This is a genomic window from Haemophilus sp. SZY H56 (assembly GCF_054332415.1).
On record NZ_JBTGNX010000006.1, the window covers coordinates 113,320 to 137,823 of the forward strand.

28 protein-coding genes are annotated in these 24,504 nt (G+C 39.5%); 19 read left to right on the forward strand and 9 right to left on the reverse strand.

Annotated features, from left to right (window positions below):
- From ACXVWP_RS06220 to ACXVWP_RS06230, 3 genes are all read right to left on the reverse strand, one after another.
- A complete protein-coding gene (locus ACXVWP_RS06220; protein WP_297567501.1) occupies nt 1-897 on the reverse strand; it encodes a manganese/iron ABC transporter ATP-binding protein in 897 nt (298 codons plus the stop codon).
- The gene (locus ACXVWP_RS06225; protein WP_049364985.1) at nt 897-1,778 is read right to left on the reverse strand and encodes a metal ABC transporter substrate-binding protein; all 882 of its coding nucleotides are present in this window, start codon (nt 1,776-1,778) and stop codon (nt 897-899) included. Before ACXVWP_RS06225 ends, ACXVWP_RS06220 begins: the two co-directional genes overlap by 1 nt.
- A gap of 154 nt (nt 1,779-1,932) precedes the next feature.
- Nucleotides 1,933-2,808 carry a D-alanyl-D-alanine carboxypeptidase family protein gene (locus ACXVWP_RS06230; protein WP_070776048.1) on the reverse strand — a complete coding sequence of 292 codons (876 nt, stop codon included), beginning with the start codon at nt 2,806-2,808 and terminating at the stop codon, nt 1,933-1,935.
- Between the two features lie 302 nt (nt 2,809-3,110).
- Between ACXVWP_RS06230 and ACXVWP_RS06235 the strand changes: the two genes are divergently transcribed.
- The 7 genes from ACXVWP_RS06235 (at nt 3,111) to ACXVWP_RS06265 (ending at nt 9,508) form a co-directional block, all read left to right on the forward strand.
- Entirely contained in the window at nt 3,111-4,259 is a 1,149-nt protein-coding gene (locus ACXVWP_RS06235) for a bifunctional tRNA (adenosine(37)-C2)-methyltransferase TrmG/ribosomal RNA large subunit methyltransferase RlmN (protein ID WP_289901408.1), read from the forward strand.
- A 69-nt stretch (nt 4,260-4,328) separates the two neighbouring features.
- Nucleotides 4,329-4,871: a type IV pilus biogenesis/stability protein PilW gene (pilW, locus tag ACXVWP_RS06240; RefSeq protein WP_289901407.1), complete on the forward strand. Its 543-nt coding sequence runs from the start codon at nt 4,329-4,331 to the stop codon at nt 4,869-4,871.
- A gap of 74 nt (nt 4,872-4,945) precedes the next feature.
- Nucleotides 4,946-5,974, forward strand: a complete 1,029-nt coding sequence (locus ACXVWP_RS06245) for a RodZ domain-containing protein (RefSeq protein WP_297567504.1) — start codon at nt 4,946-4,948, stop codon at nt 5,972-5,974.
- Between the two features lie 18 nt (nt 5,975-5,992).
- Nucleotides 5,993-7,099, forward strand: a complete 1,107-nt coding sequence (gene ispG, locus ACXVWP_RS06250; protein ID WP_049363739.1) for a flavodoxin-dependent (E)-4-hydroxy-3-methylbut-2-enyl-diphosphate synthase — start codon at nt 5,993-5,995, stop codon at nt 7,097-7,099.
- A 9-nt stretch (nt 7,100-7,108) separates the two neighbouring features.
- Nucleotides 7,109-8,380: a histidine--tRNA ligase gene (gene hisS / locus ACXVWP_RS06255; protein ID WP_297567507.1), complete on the forward strand. Its 1,272-nt coding sequence runs from the start codon at nt 7,109-7,111 to the stop codon at nt 8,378-8,380.
- Between the two features lie 18 nt (nt 8,381-8,398).
- The gene (locus tag ACXVWP_RS06260) at nt 8,399-9,013 is read left to right on the forward strand and encodes a YfgM family protein (RefSeq protein WP_005698380.1); all 615 of its coding nucleotides are present in this window, start codon (nt 8,399-8,401) and stop codon (nt 9,011-9,013) included.
- Nucleotides 9,014-9,064: 51 nt separating this feature from the next.
- The gene (locus tag ACXVWP_RS06265; protein WP_289901404.1) at nt 9,065-9,508 is read left to right on the forward strand and encodes a methyltransferase family protein; all 444 of its coding nucleotides are present in this window, start codon (nt 9,065-9,067) and stop codon (nt 9,506-9,508) included.
- Between the two features lie 51 nt (nt 9,509-9,559).
- Here ACXVWP_RS06265 and sodA read toward each other — a convergent pair whose 3' ends face one another.
- Nucleotides 9,560-10,210: a superoxide dismutase [Mn] gene (gene sodA, locus ACXVWP_RS06270; RefSeq protein ID WP_297567509.1), complete on the reverse strand. Its 651-nt coding sequence runs from the start codon at nt 10,208-10,210 to the stop codon at nt 9,560-9,562.
- A gap of 283 nt (nt 10,211-10,493) precedes the next feature.
- Here sodA and ccmA point away from each other — a divergent pair, with 283 nt between their 5' ends.
- The 12 genes from ccmA (at nt 10,494) to ACXVWP_RS06330 (ending at nt 18,623) form a co-directional block, all read left to right on the forward strand.
- Entirely contained in the window at nt 10,494-11,135 is a 642-nt protein-coding gene (gene ccmA, locus ACXVWP_RS06275; protein WP_065242994.1) for a cytochrome c biogenesis heme-transporting ATPase CcmA, read from the forward strand.
- 6 nt (nt 11,136-11,141) lie between these two features.
- The gene (ccmB, locus tag ACXVWP_RS06280) at nt 11,142-11,807 is read left to right on the forward strand and encodes a heme exporter protein CcmB (protein ID WP_049364995.1); all 666 of its coding nucleotides are present in this window, start codon (nt 11,142-11,144) and stop codon (nt 11,805-11,807) included.
- Between the two features lie 67 nt (nt 11,808-11,874).
- Nucleotides 11,875-12,615 (forward strand): heme ABC transporter permease, encoded by a 741-nt coding sequence (locus ACXVWP_RS06285; protein WP_005695597.1) that lies wholly within the window; start codon nt 11,875-11,877, stop codon nt 12,613-12,615.
- Between the two features lie 29 nt (nt 12,616-12,644).
- Nucleotides 12,645-12,848 (forward strand): heme exporter protein CcmD, encoded by a 204-nt coding sequence (ccmD, locus tag ACXVWP_RS06290; protein ID WP_005699972.1) that lies wholly within the window; start codon nt 12,645-12,647, stop codon nt 12,846-12,848.
- Entirely contained in the window at nt 12,845-13,375 is a 531-nt protein-coding gene (ccmE, locus tag ACXVWP_RS06295; RefSeq protein ID WP_049385008.1) for a cytochrome c maturation protein CcmE, read from the forward strand. The genes ccmD and ccmE overlap by 4 nt, the downstream gene beginning before the upstream one ends.
- The gene (locus ACXVWP_RS06300) at nt 13,375-15,324 is read left to right on the forward strand and encodes a heme lyase CcmF/NrfE family subunit (RefSeq protein ID WP_289901402.1); all 1,950 of its coding nucleotides are present in this window, start codon (nt 13,375-13,377) and stop codon (nt 15,322-15,324) included. Before ccmE ends, ACXVWP_RS06300 begins: the two co-directional genes overlap by 1 nt.
- Before the next feature lie 54 nt (nt 15,325-15,378).
- Entirely contained in the window at nt 15,379-15,924 is a 546-nt protein-coding gene (locus tag ACXVWP_RS06305) for a DsbE family thiol:disulfide interchange protein (RefSeq protein ID WP_289901401.1), read from the forward strand.
- Nucleotides 15,924-16,388 carry a cytochrome c-type biogenesis protein gene (locus ACXVWP_RS06310; RefSeq protein ID WP_054419647.1) on the forward strand — a complete coding sequence of 155 codons (465 nt, stop codon included), beginning with the start codon at nt 15,924-15,926 and terminating at the stop codon, nt 16,386-16,388. The genes ACXVWP_RS06305 and ACXVWP_RS06310 overlap by 1 nt, the downstream gene beginning before the upstream one ends.
- On the forward strand, nt 16,388-17,305 hold the full coding sequence (gene ccmI / locus ACXVWP_RS06315) for a c-type cytochrome biogenesis protein CcmI (RefSeq protein ID WP_297567512.1): 918 nt from the start codon (nt 16,388-16,390) through the stop codon (nt 17,303-17,305). Before ACXVWP_RS06310 ends, ccmI begins: the two co-directional genes overlap by 1 nt.
- Nucleotides 17,305-17,703 carry an SMU1112c/YaeR family gloxylase I-like metalloprotein gene (gene gloA2 / locus ACXVWP_RS06320; RefSeq protein WP_289901399.1) on the forward strand — a complete coding sequence of 133 codons (399 nt, stop codon included), beginning with the start codon at nt 17,305-17,307 and terminating at the stop codon, nt 17,701-17,703. Before ccmI ends, gloA2 begins: the two co-directional genes overlap by 1 nt.
- A 19-nt stretch (nt 17,704-17,722) precedes the next feature.
- The gene (locus ACXVWP_RS06325; protein WP_297567514.1) at nt 17,723-18,316 is read left to right on the forward strand and encodes a hypothetical protein; all 594 of its coding nucleotides are present in this window, start codon (nt 17,723-17,725) and stop codon (nt 18,314-18,316) included.
- Nucleotides 18,317-18,320: 4 nt separating this feature from the next.
- Nucleotides 18,321-18,623: a hypothetical protein gene (locus tag ACXVWP_RS06330; protein WP_289901397.1), complete on the forward strand. Its 303-nt coding sequence runs from the start codon at nt 18,321-18,323 to the stop codon at nt 18,621-18,623.
- A gap of 56 nt (nt 18,624-18,679) precedes the next feature.
- On the opposite strand, the gene hda is transcribed toward ACXVWP_RS06330, so the two are convergent.
- The 5 genes from hda to ACXVWP_RS06355 all read right to left on the reverse strand — a co-directional run bounded on the left by hda (nt 18,680) and on the right by ACXVWP_RS06355 (nt 24,315).
- On the reverse strand, nt 18,680-19,375 hold the full coding sequence (hda, locus tag ACXVWP_RS06335) for a DnaA regulatory inactivator Hda (protein WP_289901396.1): 696 nt from the start codon (nt 19,373-19,375) through the stop codon (nt 18,680-18,682).
- A 70-nt stretch (nt 19,376-19,445) separates the two neighbouring features.
- On the reverse strand, nt 19,446-20,690 hold the full coding sequence (locus tag ACXVWP_RS06340; RefSeq protein ID WP_289901395.1) for a nucleobase:cation symporter-2 family protein: 1,245 nt from the start codon (nt 20,688-20,690) through the stop codon (nt 19,446-19,448).
- 121 nt (nt 20,691-20,811) lie between these two features.
- The gene (gene upp, locus ACXVWP_RS06345; RefSeq protein WP_049356970.1) at nt 20,812-21,438 is read right to left on the reverse strand and encodes a uracil phosphoribosyltransferase; all 627 of its coding nucleotides are present in this window, start codon (nt 21,436-21,438) and stop codon (nt 20,812-20,814) included.
- A 121-nt stretch (nt 21,439-21,559) separates the two neighbouring features.
- Entirely contained in the window at nt 21,560-21,898 is a 339-nt protein-coding gene (locus tag ACXVWP_RS06350) for a hypothetical protein (RefSeq protein WP_049356968.1), read from the reverse strand.
- Nucleotides 21,899-22,074: 176 nt separating this feature from the next.
- Nucleotides 22,075-24,315 (reverse strand): nitric-oxide reductase large subunit, encoded by a 2,241-nt coding sequence (locus tag ACXVWP_RS06355; RefSeq protein ID WP_049356966.1) that lies wholly within the window; start codon nt 24,313-24,315, stop codon nt 22,075-22,077.
- Nucleotides 24,316-24,504 lie beyond the last annotated feature (189 nt).

A 24,504-nucleotide genomic window follows, 5' to 3' on the forward strand; every position in this document is an offset into this window, starting at 1 on the left:
TTATTCCTTGTCAGACGGAGGCAGACGACAGGATTTAACAGCCGTTGCAGGCGGATCATTTTTGGTTTCGCCATAGAAGACAACGGGACGTTCATCATCTGTGAGAACGGTCACCGCACGTTTATCTTCATCATTATGCAGATCTTCACCTAATAATTTGATGTGTCGTAATACACCACCAAAGACTTTTTCCAAATTATGCTGATTAAATGTATCTTCCGTTTTACCGGCTGCAATCACAGTACGGTTAATCATCACCACTTGGTCACAGAAGTCTGGTACAGAGCCTAAATTGTGGGTAGAGACTAAAATTAAATGGCCTTCAGCACGTAATTGGCGAAGGAGTTCCACAATCGCATTTTCAGTTTTAACATCCACACCCGTAAAAGGCTCATCGAGTAAGATAATCTTACTTTGCTGTGCTAATGCTCGAGCCAAAAATACGCGTTTTTTCTGTCCACCAGAAAGCTCGCCGATTTGTCGTTCAGCTAAATGCTCGATGTTTACCCGTTGCATCGCTTCGAGCACTTTTTGTTTGTCTTCAGCCTTTGGAATACGTAGAAAATTCATGTAGCCGTAGCGTCCCATCATGACAACATCATAAACGGAGACTGGAAATTGCCAATCGACTTCTTCCGCTTGCGGCACATAGGCAACCAAATTTTGTTTCAAAGCTCGATTAATTGGCAAACCACAAAGCGAAATATTGCCTTGTTGTGGTTTAATTAAGCCCATGATGCTTTTGAATAGCGTTGATTTTCCGCTCCCATTTACGCCGACAAGGGCACAGATTGTTCCCCCTTGTAATGCAAAGGTAACATCATAAATTGCAGTGTGCCCGTTGTTGTAACGCACAGTTACATCATTAACGGAAATTGAAGCGGAAAGTGCGGTCATTATTTTTCAAATCCTTTGACTATGGTGGATACAGTGACATTCAGTAAGTCAATATAAGTTGGTACAGGACCGTCAGCGGCAGAAAGAGAATCTACATAAAGCACGCCGCCGTACTTAGCACCGCTTTCTTTCGCTACCTGTTGAGCAGGTTTGGCTGACACGGTACTTTCACTAAATACCACTGGAATGTGATTTTTTTTCACTAAATCGATAAGTTTACGCACTTGTTGAGGCGTACCTTGTTGTTCAGCGTTAATTGGCCATAAATAGCCTTCTTTGAGATCGTAATCTTTCGCTAAATAACTAAAGGCGCCTTCACTAGTCACTAACCAACGTTGGTCGGCAGGAATCTGTGAGAGTTTTTCACGTAAAGGTTTATCGAGCTGTTTGATTTTTTCTGCATACGCCGCTGCATTTTTTTGATAAGTATCAGCATTTTGCGGATCGTATTTAACTAATGCATTTTTGATATTTTCGACATAAATCAACGCATTAGATGGCGACATCCAAGCGTGTGGGTTAGGGGCATCTTTATAAGGGCCTTCATAAATAGAAAGTGGCGTGACGCCTTCGGTTACCACAACGGCTGGTTTATCTTTGATATTTTGGAAGAAACGCTCAAACCAACGCTCTAAATTTAATCCGTTCCATAAAATTAAATCAGCAGATTGAGCTTTTACAATATCTTTAGGGGTCGGTTCATACTCGTGAATTTCTGCACCAGGTTTGGTGATAGATTCCACCGTCGCGGCATCGCCCGCAACATTTTGTGCGATATCCTGAATAACCGTAAATGTGGTCACCACTTTAAATTTCGCTTCGGCTTGTAAAGCTGCTAAACCTAGAGCGATAACAGATAGGCTTTTAAATAAATGCTTCATGAGATCTCCTTAAAAATAATGATGAATTAGCATTCTGCATAATAATATCATTTTTTACAAGCTTTTTAAATGAAAATAATTATCAAATCGATAGGTGATTAAAATTAAAAAGCGGAAAATTTTGTGCAAAATTGACCGCTCTTTTTTGAAACAATTAACCACCAACTTGTTGGATTAGACGATCCATACCTGCTTCATCATAGCCTTCTTCATATTGGGCTTCATCAACGGTAAAGTTGTGCATGCTACGCCCTGCGATACAACCGTATTGTTCTAATTTTCCTTTGGTAAAGTTAGTACGAAACGCAGATGAATGGTTATTTAAACTGATCACACCGATGGTAGAGTGATTACATGGATTTTTATTCACGAAAACTAAATTATAGCCAGATTCGCGAATATAGCCGGTTTTATTAATTGCTGCATCAAACACTTCTTCACGCACTAATTTATTGGTGTTTTTAACAAAAACGCTGCGTCCGCCAGCTTGAATGAAGGCACTTGGCATATTAGAAAGATTTTTGATTTGTGCTTTATTGAGCGAGTATTTGGCTAGCTTAACTAAATCCATTGCACTTGAAATGTTGCTATCAGATAAACCTGAACTGTCTGAAAAGCGAGTAGAGCGCATGCCTAATTCTCGTGCTTTCTCATTCATTTTTTGGATAAATTGCAAACGACTCATGCCCGCAGAGCGAGAAAGTGCATGGGCAGCATAGTTATCAGAATGAACAAGCATTGCTTTTAATAATTCATTACAAGAAATTGGCGTGTATTTTGGTAATTTTGTATGTGTGCCTTTAATGTAATCATAATCATCGTCAGTAATCGATGCAGTACAATTTGCGTTTCGATTATTTTCAAGAAACACATTCGCTGTCATTAACTTGGTGACGGATGCGATAGGTTGCACATGATTAGGTGAGCTACTTTCGAGCACTCTATCATGGGTGAAATCATATACGATATAAGATTGTGCCGTTGCGACTGCGGGTACTAAACACAATACAGAAAGAACTTTTTTTAACATATCTTCAATATAGCTAACTCAGAGAATAAAACGAAGTGCACATTCTATCAGTTTTTGTAGGGGTTTGGGATGTATGAAAGATAAAAAATTCGAAGTTTTTTTAACCGCACTTTTCCCTTTCATTTTTTTGATTTTTGCGATGCGGATCGCAAATAAGTGCGGTCAAAATTTTCGTTGTTTTTTAAATCTGCTAGCTTATCTGTCGGTAAATCTGTAAAATCTCGGCTCATTTTTAATATGCGAATTTTTTGTTGCTCAATTATGAGTAACATCATCGCCGTAATGTGTAATAACGAGGCTTTATGTTAGAACAACCCCTTTCATCCGAAACGAATACAAAAAAGATTAACTTAATGGATTTAACGCGTCAGCAGATGCGTGAGTTTTTTGCTGAATTAGGCGAGAAACCATTTCGTGCGGATCAATTAGTGAAATGGATTTATCATTTTGGCGAAGATAACTTCGACAATATGACCAATATTAATAAAAAATTACGAGAAAAATTAAAAGCGGTCTCGGAAATTAAAGCGCCAGAAGTGGCGGTTGAGCAACGCTCTGCGGATGGTACCATTAAATGGGCGATGCAGGTAGGTGAACAGCAAGTTGAAACGGTCTATATTCCTGAAGCAGATCGCGCAACGCTTTGTGTCTCTTCTCAAGTAGGCTGTGCCTTAGCTTGTACTTTTTGTTCGACAGCACAGCAAGGCTTTAACCGTAATTTAACGGTGTCTGAAATTATTGGGCAGGTTTGGCGTGCATCAAAAATTATCGGTAATTTTGGTGTGACGGGTGTTCGTCCGATTACCAATGTGGTGATGATGGGCATGGGTGAGCCATTACTAAATGTGGCCAATGTTGTACCCGCGATGGAAATTATGCTGGATGATTTCGCGTATGGATTATCTAAACGACGCGTGACGTTATCCACTTCTGGTGTCGTGCCAGCACTTGATATGCTGCGCGATAAGATTGATGTGGCATTAGCGATTTCACTTCACGCACCGAACGATGAGTTGCGCGATGAAATTATGCCGATCAATAAAAAATATAACATCAAAATGTTGATGGACTCGGTGCATAGATACTTAGAAGTATCAAATGCTAACCATGGTAAAGTGACTATTGAATATGTGTTATTAGATCATGTGAATGATGGCACAGAGCATGCGCATCAATTAGCTCAAGTGTTAAAAAATACCCCGTGTAAAATTAACTTGATCCCATGGAATCCTTTCCCAGAAGCGCCTTATGGTAAAAGCTCAAATAGCCGTGTCGATCGTTTCCAAAAAACATTAATGGAATACGGCTTTACGGTGATTGTGCGCAAAACCCGTGGTGATGATATTGATGCGGCTTGTGGTCAGTTGGCGGGCGATGTAATCGACCGAACTAAACGTACAGCAATGAAACGTAAGTTTGGCGAAGGTATTGACGTAAAAGCGGTTAACTAAGCTAAATATAGCAATACTTGTAAAGGGAAAATGGCCCGAGGAAGAGTGATAAGATAGAGGAGTGATAAGATGAAATTAATCCCAATTAACATTCTAAGTGCGGTCATTTTTCCTTTTGTTTTTTCTGCTTGCGTTTCTCAGTCTTCTGTTGATTTTAATAAACAACAAGCCGCAAAAGCGCGCGTTGAGTTGGCATTAGGCTATCTGCAACAAGAGGATTTTGTTCAAGCAAAACTGAATTTAGATAAAGCCTTTGAACATGATGACCGCTATTATCTTGTACATTCGGCACTTGCGCATTTTTATCAATTACAAGGCGATACGGAAAAAGCGAAGCAAGCTTATTTACAGGCGATTAAGTTAGATGATAAGCAAGGCGATGTGTATAACAACTTTGGTGCATTTTTATGTGGGCAGGGTGAGTTTGAACAAGCTTATTCACAATTTAATGCGGCGCTTGCAGCACCGAATTATTATCATCAAGCCGATACTTACGAAAACATAGCACTTTGTGCTTTTGCCGGAAAACAAACCGATGTTTATCAACAAGCGTTGGAGAAATTGCGCCAAGTTGATCCTTCTAGAGCGGAAAAGCTCCGTTCACTCAAATAATCATTGCCAAAAAACCCTTTCGACTTTAGAATTTAGTATTTAGTTTTTTGTTGCTATTTCTTTATTTTATACCTATGAATACAATCCTTGAACAAACCGAAAAAACAGATATCTCCTTTGGGGATAAACTTCGCCAAACACGCGAAGCACTAAACCTTTCTCTAGAAGATGTGGCAAAGGCTATTTCTTTACGTCCAAGTATTTTGGCAAAATTAGAAAATAATGAATTTGTCCAAAAAAATGTACCTTCAACCTTTATGAAAGGGTATGTGCGTAGTTATACGAAATTTTTACGTATTCCTGAAAGCGAATGGGCGCATTTGACCTTTGGTGAAGCACACAAAAATGATTTAAGTAAAAATGCACGTGCCACTCGTTCAGTTAACCAATATTCATCTCACAGCCGTTGGGTAGGCACACTCACAACTATTATTTTACTCGCTGCTGTTGGAATGACTGGCTTATGGTGGTGGCAAAATTATCAAAAATCAAATGAAGAACGTGATAATTTAGTGCAAACCTACGTTGAAAAAGAAAAAACAGCAGAGGTACTGGTTACTCATTCGAATGACATCCCAGTCGCGGTGAATAACCAGCCTTTAACGTCAAATAATGAAACAGCACCTGTAACGGAAGCAAAAAATAATGCTGCTGAACCTGTTGTTTCAAATACTCAAGAGAATCAAGTTCAACCAGTAAACGCAGAAGTTTCAACTGGCGCAACTTCGGCCCCTACCGTTGAACAAGTTCAAGCCCCTGTTGTGGAACAAACCTTACCTAACACAGAACCTACAACAGAGCCAACCGTACCAGATGCTCAAAGTGCGGTTGAAAATCCAGCCATTTCTGAAGCGCCAACCACAGCAAAAGGCGATCTTGTTATTGAGATTACCAAAAATTCAAGCTGGATTAGTGTGAAAGACCAAAATCGTAAAGTTTTAGCGCAAAAAGAATATAAACAAGGCGAAGTCTTAACCTTTAATGGTAATGACTATGCATTGATTATTGGTGCGCCGGGTAACGTTCGTATTACTTATAAAGGCGAGGCGTATCCGCTTACCGTTGATGGCCGTGTGGCTAAATTTAAATTACCAAAACCTTAACGAATAATTTACAAAAGAATGTCTGCAGTAAAACCTACTATCAAACGTCGTGAATCGACAAAAATTTATGTGGGCAATGTACCAATCGGTGGTGATGCACCGATTGCTGTACAATCCATGACAAATACTCGCACAACTGATGTTGAGGCGACCGTTGCACAGATTAAATCGTTGGAACGCGTCGGCGCAGATATCGTGCGTGTTTCTGTACCTACCATGGATGCCGCCGAAGCGTTTAAAATCATTAAACAGCAAGTGAATGTGCCATTAGTAGCGGATATTCATTTTGACTATCGTATTGCGTTAAAAGTGGCTGAATATGGGGTGGATTGCTTACGTATTAATCCAGGCAATATTGGTCGTGAAGATCGTATTCGTGCAGTGGTGGATTGCGCACGCGATAAAAATATCCCTATCCGTATTGGTGTTAATGCTGGCTCATTAGAAAAAGATATCCAAGAGAAATTTGGTGAGCCAACACCAGAAGCCTTATTAGAATCAGCATTACGCCATGTTGAGATTTTAGATCGTTTAAACTTCGATCAATTTAAAGTAAGCGTAAAAGCATCCGATGTCTTCCTTGCGGTGGAATCTTACCGTTTACTGGCAAAAGCCATTAAACAACCATTACATTTAGGGATTACGGAAGCGGGCGGTGCACGTGCAGGAGCAGTGAAATCTGCAATTGGTTTAGGTATGTTGTTAGCGGAAGGTATTGGTGATACCTTGCGTGTCTCTTTAGCCGCCGATCCTGTAGAAGAAATCAAAGTTGGTTTTGATATTTTGAAATCGTTACGTATTCGTTCTCGCGGGATTAACTTTATTGCTTGTCCAACTTGCTCACGTCAAGAGTTTGATGTGATTGGCACGGTGAATGCACTGGAACAACGTTTAGAAGATATTATCACCCCAATGGATGTGTCTATTATTGGTTGTGTGGTAAATGGCCCAGGTGAAGCATTAGTGTCTGACCTCGGTGTTACCGGTGGTAATAAGAAAAGTGGCTATTATTTAGATGGCGAGCGTCAAAAAGAACGTTTTGATAACGACGCGATTATTGACCAATTAGAAGCAAAAATTCGTGCCAAAGTTGCACAACAAGATCCAAAAAATCGAATTATTTAAGGAAAACTCGTGGCAAAAAATATTCAAGCAATTCGTGGGATGAATGACTGTTCCCCAACTGAATCTCCACTTTGGCAATGGATTGAAGGGCAGGTTCGCCAAATTTTAAGCAGCTACGGCTATTCAGAAGTGCGTATGCCAATCGTGGAAAGTACGCCATTATTTGCTCGTGCAATCGGTGAAGTCACAGATGTCGTCTCAAAAGAAATGTACACATTTTGGGATAATGATGAGCAATTAACACTTCGTCCTGAAGGTACTGCAGGGTGCGTGCGAGCTGCGATTGAACACGGTTGGATTTACAACAATGAACAACGTTTATGGTACATGGGACCAATGTTCCGCCATGAGCGTCCGCAAAAAGGTCGTTATCGTCAATTCCATCAAGCGGGTGTAGAAGTATTTGGTATCGCAACCCCTGAAATTGATGCCGAGTTAATTATTTTAACGGCTCGTTTGTGGAAAGCATTAGGTATTGATCAACATGTTTCTCTTCAATTAAATTCGATTGGTTCATTAGAAGCACGTGCAAACTATCGTTCTGCATTAGTGGCTTTCTTAGAAAATCACCAAGATTTAATGAGCGACGAAGAGAAAGAACGTCTTGTAAAAAATCCATTACGTATTTTGGATACTAAAAATCAAGCATTACAAGATGTATTGGACGGCGCACCAAAATTATTGGATTATTTAGATGATGAAAGTCGCGAGCATTTTGCGCAGTTATGCGGTCTATTAGATGCGGTGGGCATTCAATATGAAATTAATCCAAAATTGGTGCGTGGTTTAGATTATTATAATAAAACTGTATTTGAATGGGTGACATCCGCATTAGGTGCGCAAGGTACTGTATGTGGTGGCGGACGTTATGACGGCTTAGTTGAGCAACTTGGTGGTCACGCAACCAGTGGTGTTGGTTTCGCAATGGGCTTAGAGCGTTTAGTGTTGCTCGTTCAAGAAGTGAATAAATCGATTCCGGTAAAAAGTGCGGTAGATATTTACGTTGTTTATCAAGGTGAAGGCACAACATTAGCCGCATTCCAACTCGCTGAAAAACTTCGCTCAGAATTACCGCACTTAAGCACCATGTTGCATTGCAGCGGCGGTAATTTCAAAAAACAATTTAAACGCGCTGATAAATCAGGTGCAACCCTTGCCCTTGTGCTCGGTGAAAGCGAAGTGCAAAATAATCAAGTGGTGGTAAAACACTTACTTGGCGTAGCTGAGCAACAAACCATTGATGTGGCCAATTTAATTGAACACGTGAAAGCTCAATTTTAATTTTAGAAGGATAGGAAAATGGCATATACCATTGAAGAAGAACAAGAACTGAATCAGTTAAAAGAGTGGTGGAAAGACAATGGCAAAGCCATTATTGCTGCTTTCATCCTTGGCGTAGGCGGGATGTTGGGCTGGCGTTATTGGCAGTCTTATCAAGCTAATCAAATCATGCAAGCGTCTGCTGAATATGATGCCTTAGTTTATACCACAAACAAAGATGCCGCAGCACAACAAGCTAAAGTGGCTGAATTTGTGAAAGCGCATGATAAAACTAGCTATGCGGTATTTAGCTTATTAGATGAAGCAAAAGGTTTCGTTGCAAAACAAGATTACGCCTCTGCTGAAAATAGCTTGAAACAAGCGATTGCTCAATCACAAGATGATATCTTAACTTCTCTTGCGGCGCTTCGTTTGTCTGCTGTGCAATTCCAACAAGGTCAATTTGATGCCGCATTAGCAAGTCTAAATCAAGTGAAAAGCCAAGGCTTTAGTGCGCGTAAAGATCTTTTAGCGGGCGATATTCAAGTCGCAAAAGGCGATGTGAATGGTGCTAAAGCAAGCTTTGAGAATGCACAGAAAAACGGTAACCCGTTAGAAAAACAAATGGCGCAGATGAAATTAAATAATCTGTAATATTTTAATTAGCCCGAATTGTTCGGGCTTTTTTATTGGATTTTTGATCTGATGATTCAGAAACCGATTGTACCGCCACCCGTCATTTTTATTGGCTGTGCACTTATGATGGCATATTTGCCTAATCCTTATCCATTCGAAATCAATGTGTTAGCAGTTTATTTGATTGTATCGATTTCTTCTGTCATCGCTTTTTTCAGCCTTTGGCAATTCTATAAAAGTAAAGCAAATATTAATCCAATTCACTTAGAAAAAAGTGATGTGTTTGTGGCAAATGGTATTTATCGTTTTAGCCGTAACCCAATGTATTTAAGCTTAGCGGGTTTGTTAGTGGCATGGGCAGTTTATTTGCAAAGTGCGGTCAGTTTTCTCGGTATTTTTCTGTTTATTTATCTCATCACACAATGGCAAATTAAGCCTGAAGAATACTGGTTAGAAAAGAAGTTTGGAGAGTCTTATTTAGAGTACAAGAAAAAAGTCAGACGTTGGATTTAATCGATAAAAAAATCGCCTAAAAAAGGCGATTTTTTACATTTTGAGAAGCGATTATTTAGCTGAACATCCGCAGTTTGCTAATTTTTTAGCTAAACGCTCTGCCACGAAATCCCAGTTCACTACGTTCCAGAATTCTTTGATGTAGTCTGGACGACGGTTTTGGAATTTCAAGTAGTAAGCGTGTTCCCAAACGTCTAAACCTAAAAGTGGGAAACCTTCACAACCTGCGATTTCTTTGCCCATTAATGGAGAATCTTGGTTTGCGGTAGAAACAACAGATAATTTACCTTGGTTAATTACTAACCATGCCCAACCAGAACCGAAACGAGTCGCTGCAGCTTTTTCAAATTCAGCTTTGAAGTTTTCTACAGAACCAAAATCACGTTCGATAGCTGCTTTTAAATCACCTTGTTGTAAAGTAGTGCCTTTTTTCAATGATGTCCAGAATAAGCTGTGGTTTGCGTGACCGCCTGCATTGTTACGTAATGCAGTACGTTTTTCAGCTGGGATTTTATCTAATTGGCTGATTAATTGGCCTGCACACATTTCAGAAAATTCTGCTGGTAAAGTTTCTAACACTGCATTTGCATTATTTACATATGCTTGGTGGTGTTTAGAGTGGTGAATTTCCATTGTTTGTGCATCAAAATGTGGTTCTAACGCATCATAAGCGTAGCCTAATTCAGGTAGAGTATAAGACATAATATGTTCCTTTTTTAAATGAAGTTAAGGTAATGTTTTTGATAGAACAACATCAAAAAGTAACTAAATAGTAGCAGAAAATTTGATTTAGATCAGTAAATCTTTTAATTATTTGATTATCTGATGAAAAAGCTAGGAAAATTTAGTTTGTTTTAAATCAATAAATACACCGATCTACGCCTAAATAGTTATGCCTTTTAGTCCTTAAAATCTCGTCAAAATTTCCCCTTGTGGTAGAATACCCGCTGATTTTTCACAAGATTTTATTTTTAAGGCTGAGACTATGTTTCCTGCTCATCAACTTCAATTAGAACAATTGGCGTGCCAACGTGGCGATCGCGTCTTGTTCACAGATCTTTCACTGCAATTTCAAAGTGGTGATTTCGTGCAAATTGAAGGGCACAATGGTATCGGTAAAACAAGTTTATTGCGGATTTTAGCCGGCCTTGCACAACCTGTAGAAGGTAAAGTGCGGTGGAATTCAGACGAGATTACAAAGCAACGCGAAGAATACCATCATCAGCTACTTTATCTCGGTCATCATTCTGGTGTGAAACCTGAATTAACGGCATGGGAAAATTTAAAATTTTATCAGCAGATTAGTCAAAGCCAGCAAGGCACCGATATTTTATGGGATGTGTTGGAAACAGTGGGCTTACTCGGTCGCGAAGATTTGCCGGCAGCCCAACTTTCAGCGGGTCAGCAAAAGCGCATTGCCTTGGCGAGACTATGGATATCGGAAGCACCACTTTGGATTTTGGATGAACCTTTTACAGCAATAGATAAAAAAGGGGTTGAAGTTTTGACCGCACTTTTTGAAAATCATGCTAAAAAGGGTGGAATGGTGATTTTAACGAGTCATCAAGAAGTACCAAGTAGCCTATTGAAGAAAATCAATCTTGCTGATTATAAATATAACCCTTAGATTTTTATGATATTTTTACAGATTATAAAGCGAGAGCTGAAGATTGCGACCCGTAAGCAAGCGGAAATTTTAAATCCGCTTTGGTTCTTTTTGATCGTCATCACGCTATTTCCATTAGTTATTGGGCCGGATCCTAAGTTACTTTCTCGCATCGCACCTGGCGTTGCTTGGGTGGCGGCATTGCTTTCTGCGTTGCTGTCTTTTGAACGCTTATTCCGAGATGACTTTATTGATGGCTCTTTAGAACAATTGATGCTTACGGCTCAACCTTTAGCGCTAACGGCACTTGCAAAAGTCGTTGCACACTGGTTGTTAACGGGTTTGCCGTTGATTCTACTTTCTCCTATTGCCGCTTTATTGCTCTCATTAGAAGTGAATATTTGGTGGGCATTGGTGCTTACACTCTTAGTGGGCACGCCGATTTTAAGCTGCATTGGCGCAATTGGCGTGGCATTGACGGTAGGATTGCGTAAAGGTGGCGTATTACTGAGTTTACTTGTGGTACCATTATTCATTCCGGTTTTAATTTTTGCTTCAGCAATTTTAGATGCCGCCGCGTTAAATCTCCCTTATGGTGGACAGCTTGCTATTTTAGGTGCAATTTTAGCTGGCGCGATAACCTTATCGCCTTTTGCGATTGCCGCTGCACTACGAATTAGTTTAGATAATTAATCATCATGACGGTGAAAGTGCGGTCAGATTTTTAACTGTTTTTTATTTTTTGAATTAAGGATCTTTTATGTGGAAGTGGTTACATCCTTACGCAAAACATGAAACCCAATATCATTTATGTGGCAAATTAAGTCCATTTTTTGGTGTGATTGCGGTTTTATTATTGGCTGTTGGAATCGTTTGGGGTTTAGCTTATGCGCCGGCAGATTATCAGCAAGGCAATAGTTTCCGAATTATGTATGTCCATGTGCCGGCAGCGATTTGGTCAATGGGTGTGTATGGTTCTATGGCGGTGGCTGCCATTATTGCGTTAGTTTGGCAAATTAAAGCCGCTCATCTTTCAATGATAGCCATGGCACCGATCGGTGCAATGTTTACCTTTATTGCCTTGGTAACAGGTGCAATTTGGGGCAAACCAATGTGGGGAACTTGGTGGGTATGGGATGCGCGTTTAACTGCGGAACTCATTCTTTTCTTCTTATATATCGGTGTGTTAGCGCTTTATTCTGCATTTTCTGATCGTGCCGTGGGCGCAAAATCAGCGGGTATCTTGTGTATTGTTGGTGTGGTGAATTTACCAATCATTCACTTCTCCGTAGAGTGGTGGAATACCTTACATCAAGGGGCAAGTATCACGAAGTTTGAAAAACCGTCGATTGCAACACCGATGTTAATTCCACTGATTTTATGTATTTTTGGATTTTTATTTTTATCCATTTGGTTTACGCTTGTGCGTTACCGCGTTGAATTGCTAAAAGAAGACAGCAAACGCCCATGGGTAAAAGAGTTAGCAAGTAAGCTGAAATAGTTTTTTATTTTTATTTTAGGGAGCGGAAAATGTTTTTCCAAAGTTGGAGTGATTTTATCAATATGGGAGGCTACGGTTTTTATGTGTGGCTTTCCTATGGCATTAGCCTCGTGGCAATGATCATTTTGGCAATACAAAGCGTCAAGGGTCGTAAAGCAGTATTAAAAGAAGTGTTACGCGAGCAACAACGTGAAGCCCGTTTAAACCAAGCAAATAAAGGAAATACGCTATGAATCCAAGACGTAAATCAAGACTTTCGATCATCATCTTTGTGATTTTAGGTATTTCGATTGCGACAGGTTTGGTGCTTTATGCGCTTCGCCAAAATATTGATTTATTTTATACCCCTTCGGAAGTTGTAGAAGGGAAAGACGGAAATCCTGATCAAAAACCTGAAGTAGGGCAACGTATTCGTGTTGGTGGTATGGTGGTTGAAGGCTCTGTTAGTCGAGATCCGAAAAGTCTCAAAGTTCGTTTTGATGTGAATGATATTGGTCCATCAATTACAGTTGAATACGAAGGTATTCTGCCGGATCTTTTCCGTGAGGGGCAGGGTATTGTTGCGCAAGGTGTGTTAAAAGAACCAACCTTATTAGAAGCAACAGAAGTGCTTGCTAAACATGATGAAAATTATGTGCCGCCAGAATTAGGTGAGAAAATGAAGAAAATGCATAAACCAATGGGGGCAGAACTAAAAGGCGAGAGTGAAGCCGATCGTCGTTATAAAGAAACCCAGCAAAAATCGCAAGAAGGTCGCTAATGATTGCTGAATTAGGAAATTATGCGCTAGCTTTAAGCCTTGCCGTTTCATTCTTTTTAGCCATTCTCCCATTATGGGGAGCTGAAAAAGGTCATCCTCAACTTATGTCATTGGCTCGTCCAATGACTTATGGTTTATTTTTTACTTTAACCATTGCGTTTGCAGCATTGTTTTATCTCTTTGCTGTAAATGATTTCAGTGTGCAATATGTGGTAAATAACTCTAACAGCAGCTTGCCGATTTATTATCGTTTATCTGCAGTTTGGGGCTCACATGAGGGGTCATTATTACTTTGGATTTGGTTATTAACACTTTGGGGTGCAGCAGTAGCCTTATTTAGCAAACACTTGCCACAGGAAGCAGTAGCTCGTGTATTAGGTATTATGGGGATTATTAGCATCGGCTTTTTACTCTTCGTATTATTTACCTCAAATCCGTTTACCCGTACATTCCCTGACTTCCCAGTAGATGGCAGAGAACTCAATCCAATGTTGCAAGATGTGGGCTTAATTTTCCACCCACCATTACTTTATATGGGATATGTTGGTTTTTCTGTTGCTTTTGCCTTTGCGATCGCATCATTAATGACGGGTAAATTAGACTCAGCTTGGGCTAGATGGTCACGTCCTTGGACGATCGCTGCTTGGGTGTTTTTAACACTCGGGATCGTGCTCGGTTCTTGGTGGGCATATTATGAGCTCGGCTGGGGTGGCTGGTGGTTCTGGGATCCAGTAGAAAACTCTTCTTTAATGCCTTGGCTTGCGGGAACCGCATTAATCCACTCTTTAGCGGTGACTGAAAAACGTGGCTCTTTTAAAGCTTGGACTGTGCTTTTAGCGATTTTGGCGTTCTCCCTTTGCTTACTGGGTACATTCTTAGTTCGTTCCGGTATCTTAGTGTCAGTACATGCCTTTGCTTCAGATCCAACACGTGGTTTGTATATTCTTGCTTATTTGGTTGTAGTGATAGGTGGCTCGTTAACCTTGTATGCTTATAAAGGCAACCAAATTCGTTCGCGTGATAATGCAGAGCGCTATTCTCGTGAAACGTTATTATTATTAAATAACATCCTATTAATGACCGCACTTTGTGTGGTGTTCTTAGGAACGTTATTGCCGTTAGTTCATAAACAATTAGGTTTGGGATCTATTTCGATCGGTGCGCCATTCTTTGATCAAATGTTCTTGATTATTATGACTCCGTTTGCCTTATTACTGGGTATTGGACCGTTAGTAAAATGGCGTCGCGATCAGTTCTCTGAAATTCGTACACCGGTTGTTGTGAGTGCCATTGTGATGGCGATTGCAGGTTTTGCTTTACCGTATTTCCTACAAAATAAACTCACCGTCAGTGCTGTGCTTGGTACCATGATGTCCGTCATTATTGTGTTACTGAGTCTCTATGAAATGAAACAACGTGCAACACACCGCGAATCTTTCTTTAAAGGTATTACTAAACTTTCTCGTTCCCATTGGGGGATGATTTTAGCTCACCTTGGTGTAGCGATGACGGTTTGGGGAATTGCATTTAGCCAAAACTTTAGTGTAGAACGCGATGTGCGAATGGCTGTTGGCGATACGGTGCAGATCGCTGACTATGACTTCACATTTACCGGTGTGAGCGATGCAAATGGTCCTAATTATATGGGCGGCAAAGCACAAATTGATATTTCAAAAGACGGTAAACCAGAAGCAACATTATTTGCTGAAAAACGTTTTTATACCGTCAGTAAAATGCCAATGACTGAAGCGGCAATTGATTGGGGCTTTACCCGCGATCTTTATGTTGCCTTGGGTGAAAAAATAGAAGATAACTCATGGGCACTTCGCCTTTACTATAAACCGTTTATCCGTTGGATTTGGATTGGTGGCTTGTTTATGGCGCTAGGTGGTTTGCTTTGTATGTTTGACCGCCGTTATCGTTTTAGTCGTTTGGTAAAACAGTCTTAATTGTGATGCGGGACTAAATTAAGCCCCTAGAAATAGATGTAAATTGATCGTGTTATGAATAAAAAACTACTTATCCCACTTATTGTTTTTCTTGCCGTGGCGGCAGCTTTTTTAGTTCAGTTAGGACGCAATGCGCAAGGTGATGATCCAAAAGCGTTAGAGTCTGCTCTTGTGGGGAAACCTGTGCCACAGAAAACATTAACGGATTTATTGGAAAATAAAACCTACGGTAATGAAATTTTCCAACAAGGTAAACCGATTCTCTTGAATGTGTGGGCGACTTGGTGTCCAACTTGTTATGCAGAGCATCAATATTTGAATCAATTGGCTAAACAAGGCGTAACAATCATTGGTATCAACTATAAAGATGAATCACCAAAAGCTGTAAAATGGCTAAAAGATTTAGGCAATCCTTATAGTCTTGTGCTTAAAGATGAAAAAGGTTCTTTTGCATTAGATTTGGGTGTTTACGGCGCCCCGGAAACATTTATCGTTGATGGTAAAGGCGTTATTCATTATCGCTTAGCGGGTGATGTGAATGAACGCGTTTGGAATGAGACCTTAAAACCGATTTATGACAAACTCGCGGAGAAACCATAATGAAAAAATCATGGCTTTTTTTAACCGCACTTTTTGTGAGTATCTCAGCGACAGCCTCTATTGATGCATTGAATTTTGCCTCACCGGAGCAAGAAAAGGACTATCATCAATTAACACAAGAATTGCGTTGTCCACAATGTCAAAATAACAATATTGCCGATTCTAATGCAACCATTGCCGTGGATATGCGTGGCAAAGTGTTTGAATTGTTGCAAGAGGGCAAAAATCGAAATGAAGTAGTGGATTATATGATTCAACGCTATGGCAATTTCGTGACTTATGATCCGCCAATGACAATGGCCACAATGGTGTTATGGATTGCTCCAATTTTATTAGTGTTTGTTGGCATTTTATTTGTATTTAAACGTAAATCGAAAAGCTCAAGTGCGGTTAATTCTGATGTTGTTTTAGATGATGAAGAGAATGCACGCTTGTCGGCTTTACTCAAAGAAAAGGATAAATAATGAATTTTGCATTAAGTATTATTGCGCTCACTTTAGTGGTGGCATTGATTTGTTTTTATCCATTGTTGCGTTCGGTTAAAGCGAAAGAAGATAAAAAACGTGATGAATTAAATAAGGCGTTATATTTTTCTCGTTTGAAAGAGATTGAGCAAGATAATCAACAGGGTTTAGTTGAAAATGTTGAACAACTCAAGCAAGAGCTACAAAAAACATTGTTGGAAGATATTCCTCAACAAGAAACACAAGCTATCGATAAAAATGCCTCAAATTACGGTAAGTTGTGGTTTGTGTCTGGCTTATTAGGTTTGGCCATTATTGCTGGCGGAGCTTATTTCCCTTTGGGATCTTGGAAGGCCGAAGATATGATGGAAAAGACATTGGCAAAATTACCTTATTTCTTTGAACGGATCAAAGAAGAAGACACAAACCCAATGACAGATGCAGAAATGCAGCAATTTTCGACTGCACTTCGTTTGGATTTACAAAAAACACCAAAGGATGCTAAAAAATGGTGGTTGTTAGGTCAGGTAGGGATGAATTTAGGTAATGGAAAATTAGCCTTTGATAGTTATCAACAAGCGAATAAGCTTGAACCAGATAATTTAACGTATAAGCTTTCCTATGCGCGTATGCTAATGTCTTCTGAGGATCAAACAGGTAAACTCAAAGGTAACCAGCTTTTACGTGATGTTATTCGTCAAGATCATTCGAATCCTGAAGCCTTAAGTTTACTTGCTTTCAGTTATTTTGAAGGGGAAGATTATAAAATGGCGGCAGTAACCTGGGCGATGATGTTACGTTTATTGGAGCCAGATGATCCTCGTGTGCCAATGCTTGAGAAAAGTATTCGTGCAGCACGTGATGCACTCGCTTTACAGGAAGAAGAAAAAGCGAAGAGTGTCACACCGGAGAAATAATGAAGCCCCAATTATTAGGTTTTCACCATATTGCAATCATTGCTTCGAACTATGCACGTTCGAAGCATTTTTATATGGAGATTTTAGGCGCTAAACAGCTAAATGAAACTTATCGGACAGAACGGGATAGCTATAAATTAGATTTAAGTTTTCCCGATGGGAGTCAAATAGAGTTGTTTTCTTTTCCAAATCCGCCATCAAGAGTAAGCACTCCAGAGGCTTGCGGTTTGCGACATTTAGCATTTAAAGTAGAGAATATTGATGAGTATGTTGCTTATCTTTTGGAAAATAGCATTGATTGTGAACCAATTCGAGTTGATGAATTAACGGGAATGAAGTACACTTTCTGCCGAGACCCAGATTATTTACCCATCGAATTATACGAAAATAATTATTAACGTAGAAAATCAAATTATTATGAGTCATATTAAGAAAAAAATTGGGATTTACTCTTTTTGTGTTTTAGCATCATCAGTTGTTTTAGCCGAAGGTAGTAGTGTTGTATATGCAACAAAAGCGAAGACACCTGAAAATCATGTTTCAGTCAATGTTTCTGAAAGTAATATTTCTGAAACAGTGAAATATATTGATGGAAAAGGCCAAAGAAGTTTAGATCCTAAGTCTGAAAAAGACATAGAAGAGCTTGCGAATAGTGTTGAGTTTGAGGTGTACAAATTTAACGAAGTTGCCGCTTCAAAAACAACGTTTCTTTCACCTGCGGGGATCTGTAGTGGGTTTAAAAGTGATGATGGCGTAGATGTAACAAATTCTAGCAATTATTACATAAAACCTAATGATGCTAGCGAGTATTATGGTAGTGTTTTAGGTGCCACAATTTATAAAAAAGGTGAAACGAAACATTCACAGTATATCCCTGTTTATGCAATCAAAAATGCCAATGTAGCAAAATATATTGAGCAAAATGAAGATCCGAACGTCAGAAAAAAAGCGAATGAGCGGATTAAAGAAGGCAGAGAAACGCTTAATAAAGTAGTTTGTGATAAAAGGTAACGTTATGAAAAAATTAATTTCTATTGCAGCATTATCTGTTTTAACAGCTTGTACTGCACCTCAGCAAGCCTCAACCATTGGTAATGGTGCAGCGATGTATGATATGAATTCCGTACAAGATTACAATGCTCGAGTAACAAGTGGTAATACTGTCACTGCTCGAGAAAAAGCGAAAGTTGCACAAAGAGATAGCGTTCCAAATGAAATGAATGCGAGTGATCATCGTTCTAAACATAGAGGTTATTCTCGCGTTCCTGTAGCAATAATGCCGAGTGTCGGTGTTGGTTATTGCCATCACTGCTGGTAATTAAATGACTAAAAAATTAACCGCACTTGAAAAAGAGCGGTTATTTTTTTATCTGTTTATAAGCCTAAAATAGATTTCACAAAAGGAATGGTCAGATTTCGTTTAGCTTGCAATGAGGCTTTATCGAGTTGAACTAACGCCTCTTTTAATGTCGCCATATCTCGGTCTAGACGAGTAAATATAAAATTGGCAGTATCATCTGAAAGCATAATGCCGCGCTGATGGGCATTTTGTTTCAATACAGCGAGTTTTTGTTCATCGCTGAGTGGAATCAATTGATAACTTTCTCCCCATTTTAAGCGAGAAGCCAGATCTGGTAATTTAACGGGGAGAGCAGCTGGAGATTGCTCTGCACTGACAACCAATAAGGTTTTGTCATTGGCTTTAATATGATTAAAGAGATCAAATAAGGCTATTTCCCATTCTGAATTTCCAATAACCGCTTGCAAATCATCCAGACAAACCAATTCTTGCTGTTCTAAATGTTCAAAAACAGCCGTGGAGAAATATTGTGATTTGCTCAATGGAACATAAATAGCACTTCGTTGTTGCTGAATATATTCATTGCAGAGTGCGCGTAGAAGATGAGTTTTTCCAACGCTTTGGTTTCCCCAAAGGTAGAAGAATTGTTGCTGTAAATCAGTCATATTTTGACGCAAAGAATTGAGCAATAATGCATTATTATCACTATAAAAATTCTCAAGCGTTTCATCATCAATTTGATGAATAGGTAAAGAAAGTTGCTGATTCACGGATTAACGAGTGATTTAAAATAAAAAAGAAAGGGCTAAATTTTCATTTAACCCTTTTGTTTGGGAAGTTTTATTCTACTTCATTTTTTGCTTTTGGCAAAATCAAGTTCAGTACAATCGCGACGATAGCGCAAAGGCTGATACCTTTTAGGGAAACAGCATCGCCGACGTTGACAAACATATTACCGATCCCGAAAGTCATCACCACAGAAATGATGCAAAGGTTGCGAGGTTCAGTTACATCCACTTTACCTTTAATTAAGGTACTCATCCCGACAACGGCAATCGAACCGAATACTAACATCATAATGCCACCCATTACGATGGTTGGGATAGTAGAAAGGAATGCGCCTACTTTTCCACAGAAGGAAATTGCAATCGCCCATACCGCAGCCCAAGTCATAATATTTGGATTGAAGTTGCGGGTTAGCATTACAGCACCCGTTACTTCAGCATAAGTAGTATTTGGTGGACCGCCTACTAATGAAGCCGCAGCTGTTGCGATACCATCGCCTAATAAGGTGCGGTGTAAGCCTGGTTTTTTAAGGAAATCTTTACCAGTTACAGAACTGATTGCCATAATACCACCCACATGTTCAACGGCTGGTGCGATAGCAATCGGTAGCATATAAAGAATGGCTTCTAAATTAAATTCTGGTTTGGTTAACTGAGGTAATTCAAACCATTTTGCATCTAAAACAGGTTGGAAGTTAATTAATCCTAGGAATAAACAAACCACATAGCCGGCAACAATACCAAACATAATTGGAATCAGTTTCATCATGCCTTTTGCAAATACCGCAACAGAGAGAGTTGTGACCAAGGTAATCATAGAAACCAACACCGAATGTTCATAGCTATATGTACTGTTTTTGCCCAATGCCATATCAACAGCAACGGGGGCAAGTCCCATACCAATAATGATAATTACTGGGCCTACAACAACAGGTGGGAAGATACGCTCAAGTGCAGCACTACCGCGCAATTTCACTAAGGTTGATAGTGCAAAATAGACTAAGCCCGCACAAGCAAGCCCACCCATTGTTGCGGGAATTCCCCAAGTTTGTACACCATATTGAATTGGTGCAATGAAGGCAAAAGAAGACGCTAGAAAGATGGGCACTTGTTTGCCAGTACAAAGTTGGAATAGTAATGTACCAATACCAGCGGTGAGTAATGCGGTATTTGCATTTAGGCCTGTGATTAAAGGTACTAATACCAATGCACCAAAGGCAACAAATAACATTTGTAAGCCGACAAACGCTTGTTTGCCAATATTTTGCACCTCAACAGGTGCTGTAGCTTGATGACTCATTTAGTTTCAACTCACTGTTTGAATTAACTGAAAGTGCGGTCGGTTTTATCTGCTGTTTTTAGCGTTATGTTTTCACGCACGGAAAAAAGACGGCAATACATGCCGTCCTATGATAAGAAGATTATTTTGTTCCAAAAATTTTGTCACCCGCATCACCCAAGCCAGGAATGATGTAGCCTTGTTCATTTAAGTGATCATCAATAGATGCGCAATAAAGTTCAATATCTGGATGGGCTTGCTCTAACGCTTTAATTCCCTCTGGTGCTGCCACTAATACTAATACTTTGATATGTTGGCAACCTTTTGCTTTTAACAAATCAATAGTGGAAATCATAGAGCCACCTGTTGCAAGCATTGGATCTACAACGATAGCTAGACGTTCATTTAAATCACTGGCGAGTTTTTGGAAGTAAGGGACTGGCTCAAGCGTTTCTTCATTTCGGTAAATTCCTACTACACTAATTCGTGCGCTTGGAACATGTTCTAAGACGCCATCCATCATTCCTAGCCCCGCACGTAAAATTGGTACAACAGTGACTTTTTTACCTTTAATACGTTCTATTTCAACAGGGCCATTCCAACCATTGATGGTCACTTTTTCTGTTTCAAGGTCTGCGGTCGCCTCATAAGTTAGTAAACTACCAATTTCGGTTGCAAGTTCACGGAATTTCTTAGTGTCAATCTCAGCTTCACGCATCACGCCTAATTTATGCTTAACGAGCGGGTGTTTTACTTCAACAAGTTTCATCTTTTTTCTCCCTTTTAAAAAACAAATCGACAAATTATATAGTTTAAATAAAAAGTTAACTAGTGGTTTTATTATAAATATTTTTTTATAAAAAAGAGTAATGAAAATGACCGCACTTTAACTAAATGCACCCGCCACAGCTACCACATCGCCAATCCTCTTTGTTGACAGCACGGTAAAATGCTCGTATGGTTTCTTCTTCTAATGGAATATTGTGTTCAATAAATACATCAGATAACCAATCAATATTTTCTACAATCCAATCATCTTCTGTTAATCCCTCACGATAAAGTTCATCATCAGGATCCATGAAATTATAGATATTATTTGTCCCCATATCTTTATCATGGCGCTCTATGGGTAGGACAATGGGAAGGCCAAGATAAGTAATGTTCCAATGCCCTAAGCATAGGGTATTACCTTTTGATGACCAGTGTGCTTTAAATGGATTCTCACTCATGTTGATATTTTATAAAAAAAGTTGAAGGTGCAAGTAGTATAGATCTAACTAAGAATTTTTTTATACTTAAAAGAGGGTAAAAGATTTGATGTGGATCAAATTACGGTTAGAAAATTAACGAATATTTAACAAATAAAAGCAACCAAAATTTTGGTTGCTTTTATGTGATGAGGAGGCTAGCTATTTTTCGGTTTGAAGAAAATCATCGTAAAGATTTGCCAGAAGAAGGCGAGTGCACCGAAGATGAATACTACATCACCACCTAAACGAACCCAACGTAAGGTATCGAATAATGGTTGTTGCATAAATTCTTCACTACGTGCATACCATAAGCCTTCAGAGATACTTGCATAACCTTGAATAATACCGATTGGTAATAAGCTTGATACGATCATTAATACTAAACCGCCATTTAATAACCAGAATCCCCATTTCATTAACTTATCGTTAAATGGTGTATCTGGACGTAAATAACGAGCAATTAAGAACACGAAACCTAACGCTAAGAAACCATACACACCGAATAATGCTGCGTGAGCGTGAACGGCAGTGGTGTTCAAGCCTTGGATATAGTAAAGCGAAATTGGTGGGTTGATTAAGAAACCAAATACGCCAGCACCTAACATATTCCAGAACGCTACGGCTACGAAGCAGTAAAGAGGCCATTTTAAACGTTCCATCCAAGGTGTTTTTTGTTGCATTTCCCAGTGTTCCCAAGCTTCATGACCTAATAACACTAATGGAACCACTTCAAGTGCAGAGAATGACGCACCTACTGCGATAATTGGTGTAGTTGCACCTGCGAAGTATAGGTGGTGGAACGTACCAGGGATACCACCGATTAAGAATAACGCCGCTTCAGTAATGGTTGCCACAGTTGCAGTACGACGTGAAACTAAACCTAAACTTACAAAAATGAATGAGAGTGCCGCGACAGAGAATACTTCAAAGAAGCCTTCTACCCATAGGTGAACTACCCACCAACGCCAGTATTCCATCACAGAAATGTGAGTGTGCTCGCCATAGAATAATGCTGGGCCATAGAATAAACCGATCGCAATTACTGAGGCGAAGAATAATGCCAATAAGTTTTTATCACCAGGTTGTTTGAATGCATTCACTGTACCGCGAAGCATTAAGACTAACCAGAATAAGATGCCTGCGAATTTCACCGCTTGCCAGAAACGACCTAAGTCAATGAACTCATAGCCTTGGTGACCGAACATGAAGCTCCATTCTTCTGGAAGAATATGTGCAATTGCTAAATAGCTACCAGTGAATGAACCGACGACTAATACCACTAATGCCCAGAATAAAACATCCACGCCCAATTTTTGGAATTTCGGATCTTTACCACCATTGATGATCGGTGCTAGGAATAAACCGCCAGCTAAGAATGCCATTGCAATCCAGAATAATGCCGCTTGAATATGCCATGTACGCACTAATGAATAAGGTAAGTATTGAGAGATATCAATACCATAGAATTCTTGACCTTCAACAGTATAGTGAGCAACAATCGCCCCTAAATTCACTTGCAGTAAGAATAATGCAAGCACCGTAAAGAGATATTTACCTAATGCGCGTTGAGAAGGCGTAAGTTGTAATTTTGTGAGTGGATCGAACTCAGGCATTGGTGGTTCTTTTTCATCTTCACGTTTTTTGAATGACCAAATCCATACAACAAAACCAATACCTGCAATGAGGAATACCACACTCGCAATAGACCAAATCACGTTTTCTGGTGTTGGCACGTTATTGATTAATGGCTCATGTGGCCAATTGTTAGTATAACTTGCATTTGTATTTGGACGTTCTGCAGAGGCAGTCCATGCTGTCCAGAAGAAGAATTTAGTTAAGTCTTTACGTGCTTGTAAGTCAGGGAGGGTATTATCCTTCATCGCAAAGTGTTCACGAGTGACTTTAGTGGCAGGATCATCGCCGTATAAAGAAATGTAGTATTGTGCAGTTTTTTCCATTGCCGCTAAACGGGTATTTGAAAGCACAACAGTACCGTTTTCAACTTTGCTACCACGATATTCTTTGGTTAAACGCGCTTTTAATAACGTTTGCTGTTCATCATTTAAATCAGCAAAGTTTTTACCAAATTCTTGGTTCGCTGTAATATCCAACCAGTTAGTTAATTCACGGTGAAGCCAATCTGCAGTCCAGTCAGGCGCTTGGTATGCACCATGCCCCCAAATAGAACCTACTTGCATACCACCAGTGGTTTGCCAAGCAGTTTGACCATGTAAAATTTCATCGTGAGTAATCACTTTTTCACCTGATTCTGAAACATATTGTTGCGGAATTGGTGGTGCTTCACGATACACTTCAAACCCATAGTAACCGAGAATGGAGAATGCTCCAATTAATACGGCGACTAATAGGTACCAGAACTTTTTATACTGTCCCATTTTATCACTCCTAGATTATTATAAAATTGGATGCTCGATGATTACATGCTAAGAATGTTCATCTAAAGCGACATTTTACGCAAGGTAAAATACCTGAGTAATTATATATGGTATTGTGCAATCAAAATATTACCTAAAACTGAGTAATTTACTATGGTAATGAAAAATTTAATTGAAAAAGTTGTTTAT